Source organism: Pantoea sp. ME81 (assembly GCF_903970985.1).
Lineage (GTDB): Bacteria > Pseudomonadota > Gammaproteobacteria > Enterobacterales > Enterobacteriaceae > Pantoea > Pantoea communis.
In genome coordinates this window covers 1-5718 of sequence record NZ_CAJCKS010000243.1, presented here as the reverse complement: position 1 = coordinate 5718, position 5718 = coordinate 1, and the positions used below count along the sequence as shown (strand labels likewise).

Below are 5718 nucleotides of genomic sequence, written 5' to 3'. Positions count from 1 at the left end.
GAGGGTATAGATCATCCGGCTTTCGCCAATCACAATCCGCTGTGGATTGTCCGGAACCTTCACCTGGCGTTGCAGGCTATCCGTCAGGGTTTTGCTCTGCGCCGCCAGTGGCAATAACAGCAGCAAAGTCAGTAGCACTCTTTTCATCGCATTGCTCACAGTGGGCTCCGCCCTGAAAGGCGGAGCGCAACAGATTAGAAGTCGACAGCGGCCTGTAAGTACATGACGCGCGGTTCACCCTCAATCACGCGCAGATTACCGGCGCTGGATTCGTAGTATTCGCGGTTGAACAGGTTTTTCACGTTGAGCTTCAGCTGGGTGTGCTTACCGATCAACTGGCTATCCCAGGCAATAAACGCATCGGCCACGGTGTAAGCTGGCATCACGAAGCTGTTTTCCGGATCGCCAGCACGAGTACCGACATAGCGTCCGCCGCCGCCCAGGCGCAGTTCACCCGGCAGCCAGGAGAAACGCAGGGTGTGGCTGAGATACAGGCTGCCCATATTGGTCGGGGCGTTCACCAGACGGTTGCCGACGTTGTCAGGATTCACGTTGTCGGAAACAATCTCAGTTTTGTCGTAGCTGTAGTTGGCGACCAGGTTCCAGTCAGGCGCAAACTCGCCGTTGACCTCCAGCTCCGCACCGGTCGAGCGTGCTTTGGGAATGTTGCGCGTCACGCCGTTAATGAAAATCGACATGTCCTCTTCATCAATGCGGTACAGCGCCAGTGTGGCCGCCAGATTGGGCGCAACCTGCCATTTAGAACCGACTTCCCAGGTGGTGCCTTTCTCGGTGGACGCCACGTTGCCGTCATCGTCGGTTTGGGTTGAGGGCGTAAACGATTTGCTGTAGCTGCCGTACAGTGAGACATCCGGCAATACTTTGTACACCACCCCCAACTGCGGCAGGAAAGCGTTGCCGCGATCGTTGAGTGTGGTTTCAGGATCGATAAAGCCGTTGCTGGAGGTTTGGGTATAGCGCTGGAAACGGCCACCCAACACTGCAATCCATTTATCCGTCAGATGAATGCTGTCTTTGGCAAACACTGAGCGGCTATAAAGATTGGTGCGCAGATTGCTCAGCGCATCGTTATAGGTGCTGTCGCTGACGATCGGCTCTTCGCCGTACACCGGGTCGTACATATTGAAGGTGCGTGAAACAGTGCCGCGATAAGATCGCGCTTTATAGGTTTCGTTCTGCTCATAATCGACACCCACCAACAAGTCGTGCTGCATGCCCGCGATAGTGGGAGAACCGCTGATATCCCAGGAGACATATTCCGTCTGATGGTTGAAGCCGCGGTTAGCATCAGCACGGCGCGAAACGATACCGGTCGTGGTGCTGATGGCGGTGGCGCGCACTTCGTTACTGTCATAACGGCGCTGCATCCAGCCGTAGTTGAGATGCGTATCCCAGACATCACTGAGGTTGTAACCGTATGAGACGTTCAGGCGCTTGTTTTTGCCCCAGGCATGGTTCGCATTGTCGTCGAGACGACGGTTGTAAGGAATATCGACGGGTTTCCCGCCAATAAACGCCGTACCACGGTCGTAGGGCACATCGTATTTATACTCGACGTAGCTGATGTTGAAGGACGCGCGATCGCCGTACCAGCTTAATGACGGCGCCAGCAGGGTATGTTCGTTAACGCCAAAATTACGCCAGTAATCCCCGCGCTGACGTTCAGCCACCATGCGGAAAGCAAAGCCGTTACCGAGCGGACCGGTGATATCGACCATGCCAGTGCCACCGCCGTAACTGCTGGATTCACCGCTGATGTGGGTGTTCCACTCGTATTGCGGCTTTTTACTCACCAGATTGATAATGCCGCCGGGATTCAGAATGCCGTACAGCAGCGATGAGGATCCTTTCAGCACCTCAACATGATCGATGCTGGCATCCATGGTCAGACCCTGGTTACTGCGTACGCCGTCGATGAAGATTGAACCGTCGGTATTGGAGCCGAAACCACGCTTAACAAAACCATCCTCTGTCCCCCCCAGCGTATTGCCCTGGGTGACACCACTGACGAATTTCACCGCATCATTCAGGCTGGTGACCTGATAATCCTTCATCACTTGTGGCGTCACCACGCTGATTGACTGCGGTGTTTCGTTGCGTGGCGTTGAGGTGCGCAGTGTCGCCGCAGCATCGTCCTGATTGTAGCTGCTGGAGGTGGTTTCGGGAGCGGCTGTCACGGTCAAGGTTTGATCCGCGCCGCTGGCTGAATAACTGTACAGCAGGGTGGAAGCCAGTAATACCTGAGAGCCAGAGAGCGTATATTTTACCGCTGATGAAAATAAGCAAAGATACTTCATTAAGTTAAATCCGCATCAAAAAGGGAAATATTCAGAAGAGCGGATGGTAATGAGATTGATTTCCATTTACAACAAAATAATGCCGATTTTTCATCTCATTGACGTATTTTATTGATTATTTTTTTATTGGATTCTGCGGCATAAAACACCTGCTTCATGCAACTGTCGTTGATATGTAGTTTTTAAATGCACTGTTTTATCTAATATTATTCTAAAAATGTAGTAGTGAATGTAGTTTCATTAATCATGATTTAATTTGACTACATTTTATCGACGCTCGCCTCTCACTCTCCAGTGTCGTTAATAGATTGGAGGCATTCATTTATTTTAATTAAATTAAGGTATTCTTAATTTTCATCGGAATAATACGTTTACTGCTGCCTCTTTTGTGAAGGGGTAAAGGCGCATTCACGCTTTGCTTCGTGACCTGTTCTGGATTACTCTCGCGCTGCGTGACGTTGCTAAGATAGCGTCTGGCAGCGTAACTTACTTATTAACAAGGTGTTTTAACCGTGACTGATTCCGTGCCTAAAACCAGCAAGCGGCCCTACGATCTCTACGGTGAGCGTTTTCACACCGCTAAACATCAGCTCACGCCGCGCCTGTTTAAAGTGGCGAATTACATCCATCAGCACCGGAGTGTGGTACTGGATAAAACCGCGCTGGGCATTGCCATCGATACCCAAACCTCGGATGCCACAGTGATCCGCGCCATTCAGGCGTTAGGATTCTCCGGTTTCCGCGACTTGAAGATTGTGATGGCGGAGTTCCTGGGCGTCACACAGCGCTCGCCGGCACGCGTGGCTTCCACGGTGAATGCCTTGTCACAGGATGCCAAAGGCAGTGTTGATTTTGTGCTGGATAGTTATCGTATTAGCTGCGATATGCTTGCCTCCAGCGCCAATCGCCAGGCGATTCAGCAGGCGATCGACCTTTTGCAGCAGGCGGATCGCGTGGCTATTTTCGGCATTGGTGCGTCTGCAATACTGGCTGACTACACGGCTCGTCTGTTCAAACGTAATGGCACATCCTCATATGTCCTGAATCGCACCGGCATTGCCCTCAGCGAACAAATTGCCGAGATGCGCCATGCCGATGTGTTGATCATGCTGGTACAAAGTAGCGCGCATCCGGAAGGGCTGGTAACGCTGGCCGAGGCTCAGCGGCTGGGAATGAAAATCATTGTTCTCACTGGCGCGCCAGACAGCATCTTTGCCCAACGCTCTGATGTCACCATTGAGATCCCCCGCAGTCGTGACGCGGATAAAATGCCGGTACACGCCACGCCAATGATCTGTCTGGAAATTTTAGTGCTGGGGTTGGCGGCCACCACGCCGGTTGCCACCATGGAAAGCATGAGCAAACTGTATGAGATCAGTAATGCCTTGACGCGCCCCGGCGCGCGCAAAACCAACAAGTCCTGAACCTATTTTGGAAGCGAACATGACCAGCGATTCTCCTCTGCTTGAAGTGCAGAGGGTTACTTATGCTATGCAAGGGCGAACCTTACTGGCACCTGTTTCACTGCAACTTAACGCAGGTGATTTTTTGCTGCTGACCGGGCCCTCAGGCAGTGGAAAAAGCACGCTGTTGAAGATTCTGGCCTCGCTACTGGCCCCCACCGCTGGACAGATCCGCTTTGAGAACCGTGATATCGCCACGATAAAAGCCGAGCTGTATCGCCAGCAGGTATCGTACTGTTTTCAAACGCCGCAGCTGTTTGGCGAGACAGTGTATGACAATCTGGCGCTGCCGTGGCAAATCCGGCAACAGAAGCCGCCACGCGAGGCGCTGATGGCGTCTCTGGAGAGCGTGCATCTGGATGCTGAGATGCTGGATAAACAGGTTGAACAGCTATCAGGAGGTGAGAAACAGCGCGTGGGTTTACTGCGCAATCTGCAATTCTTGCCCAAAGTGTTGCTGTTAGATGAGGTGACGAGCGCACTGGACGAAGAGAACAAGACGGTTGTCCAGCAACTGATTCAGCAGCGGGTGCAGGAACAACAGTTGGCGGTGGTGTGGATCAGTCACGATCCCGATGAGATCCAGCATGCAGAGAAAGTGCTGCGACTGACGGCACCGCAAAGAGGAGAGTCGCATGAGTCAGCATAATATTACCGACAGCTCATTGCTGTTGTCGCTGATGCTGGTGGTAATCGCACTGATCATCAGCCAGAAAGAGAAGCTCGGCATGAGCAAAGACATCATCTGGAGCGTGTGCCGGGCCATTGTGCAGTTGGTGATTGTGGGTTACGTGTTGAAATCGATCTTTGACCTCAACAACCGCTGGCTGACTATCCTGATGGTGCTTTTTATCTGCGTGAATGCGGCACTGAACGCGCGCAAACGCAGCCGCAACATCGACCACGCGCTAGCGATCTCCTTCGTGGCGATCACCACCGGCACTTCGCTCACCCTTACAATCTTGTTATTGAGTGGCGCCATTGAGTTTATCCCGATGCAGGTGATCCCGATTTCCGGCATGATTGCGGGCAACGCGATGGTGGCAGTGGGGCTGTGTTTCACCAATCTCAATCAGAGGTTTAGCGACAATCGGCAGAAGATTCTGGAGATGCTGAGTTTAGGCGCTTCGGTGAAGCTCGCCTCGGGTCGGTTGATTCGTGACAGCATCCGCGCGGCAATGATCCCGACAGTTGATGCCGCAAAAACCGTGGGGCTGGTGAGTCTTCCCGGCATGATGTCAGGATTGATTTTTGCCGGAATCGATCCGGTGAAAGCGATTAAATACCAGATTATGGTGACCTTTATGCTGATCGGTACCGCCAGCCTCTCGACCATCATTGCCGCGTATTTGTCGTATCGTCGTTTCTATACTGCGCGTGCACAGCTGAAGATCGGGATTTAACTGGGTAGGGCGCGGCCCTCTGGGCCGCCGTTGAATTTAGAGATTACTGCTGAAACCGCAGCGCCACGCCAAAAGCATGCTCAGCGCTGACGATCAGCGCGGATTCCTCTTCGTGGAACGGGATATCGCCCAGCAGCAAACTGGCTTTTACCTTGCGCAGATCCACACTGCGTAAGCTTAACGCCGCCATGCGTGCACTGCCGTTGTAATCGGGTGGTAATCCAGCGAAACGTTGTGTGACATAGCCGGCAGCCGCGAAGCGCACCGTCGCCACGCCGGCTTTTAATACGAAGGCACCTTGCTGGCAGGCGGTGAGCGCATTCGCCCCAAACAGCCGACTGTAAGGTTGTGCTGCCGCCGCAGGATCCTGCGCCACCACCACAAACTCGACAATATCAGTCACGCCATTGGGATGCTGACGCCATGCATCCTGCCATACCGCGTGTGGGGTCTCGTGCTGGCAGAAGAAACTGCGCCCATTCGGCACCAGCGCCGGTCGTAATTGCACGGTGCGGAAACGTGCCTGATCCTCAT

The 5718-nt window shown here is 53.2% G+C and carries 5 protein-coding genes; 3 read left to right on the top strand and 2 right to left on the bottom strand.

Features of this window, described 5'->3' with window-relative positions:
* Positions 1 to 194: 194 nt before the first annotated feature.
* On the bottom strand, positions 195 to 2318 hold the full coding sequence (locus tag H7A81_RS25205; RefSeq protein ID WP_182059085.1) for a TonB-dependent siderophore receptor: 2124 nt from the start codon (positions 2316 to 2318) through the stop codon (positions 195 to 197).
* Positions 2319 to 2830: 512 nt separating this feature from the next.
* On the opposite strand from H7A81_RS25205, the gene H7A81_RS25200 reads away from it, so the two are divergent.
* From H7A81_RS25200 to fetB, 3 genes are read left to right on the top strand one after another with little or no spacing between them, the layout of a single operon-like run.
* Entirely contained in the window at positions 2831 to 3742 is a 912-nt protein-coding gene (locus H7A81_RS25200) for a MurR/RpiR family transcriptional regulator (protein ID WP_160867728.1), read from the top strand.
* 19 nt (positions 3743 to 3761) lie between these two features.
* Positions 3762 to 4430, top strand: coding sequence for an iron ABC transporter ATP-binding protein FetA (gene fetA, locus H7A81_RS25195; protein ID WP_182059084.1), 669 nt, complete (start codon positions 3762 to 3764; stop codon positions 4428 to 4430).
* The gene (gene fetB, locus H7A81_RS25190; protein ID WP_166934258.1) at positions 4417 to 5184 is read left to right on the top strand and encodes an iron export ABC transporter permease subunit FetB; all 768 of its coding nucleotides are present in this window, start codon (positions 4417 to 4419) and stop codon (positions 5182 to 5184) included. Before fetA ends, fetB begins: the two co-directional genes overlap by 14 nt.
* Before the next feature lie 43 nt (positions 5185 to 5227).
* On the opposite strand, the gene H7A81_RS25185 is transcribed toward fetB, so the two are convergent.
* On the bottom strand, positions 5228 to 5718 hold a 491-nt coding region (locus H7A81_RS25185; protein ID WP_182059083.1), incomplete at its 5' end, for a VOC family protein.

Bases quoted from the DNA above. Each gene is read 5' to 3' on its own strand.
- H7A81_RS25205 (WP_182059085.1), bottom strand. From the start codon at position 2,318: ATGAAGTATCTTTGCTTATTTTCATCAGCGGTAAAATATACGCTCTCT.
- fetA (WP_182059084.1), top strand. From the start codon at position 3,762: ATGACCAGCGATTCTCCTCTGCTTGAAGTGCAGAGGGTTACTTATGCT.
- fetB (WP_166934258.1), top strand. From the start codon at position 4,417: ATGAGTCAGCATAATATTACCGACAGCTCATTGCTGTTGTCGCTGATG.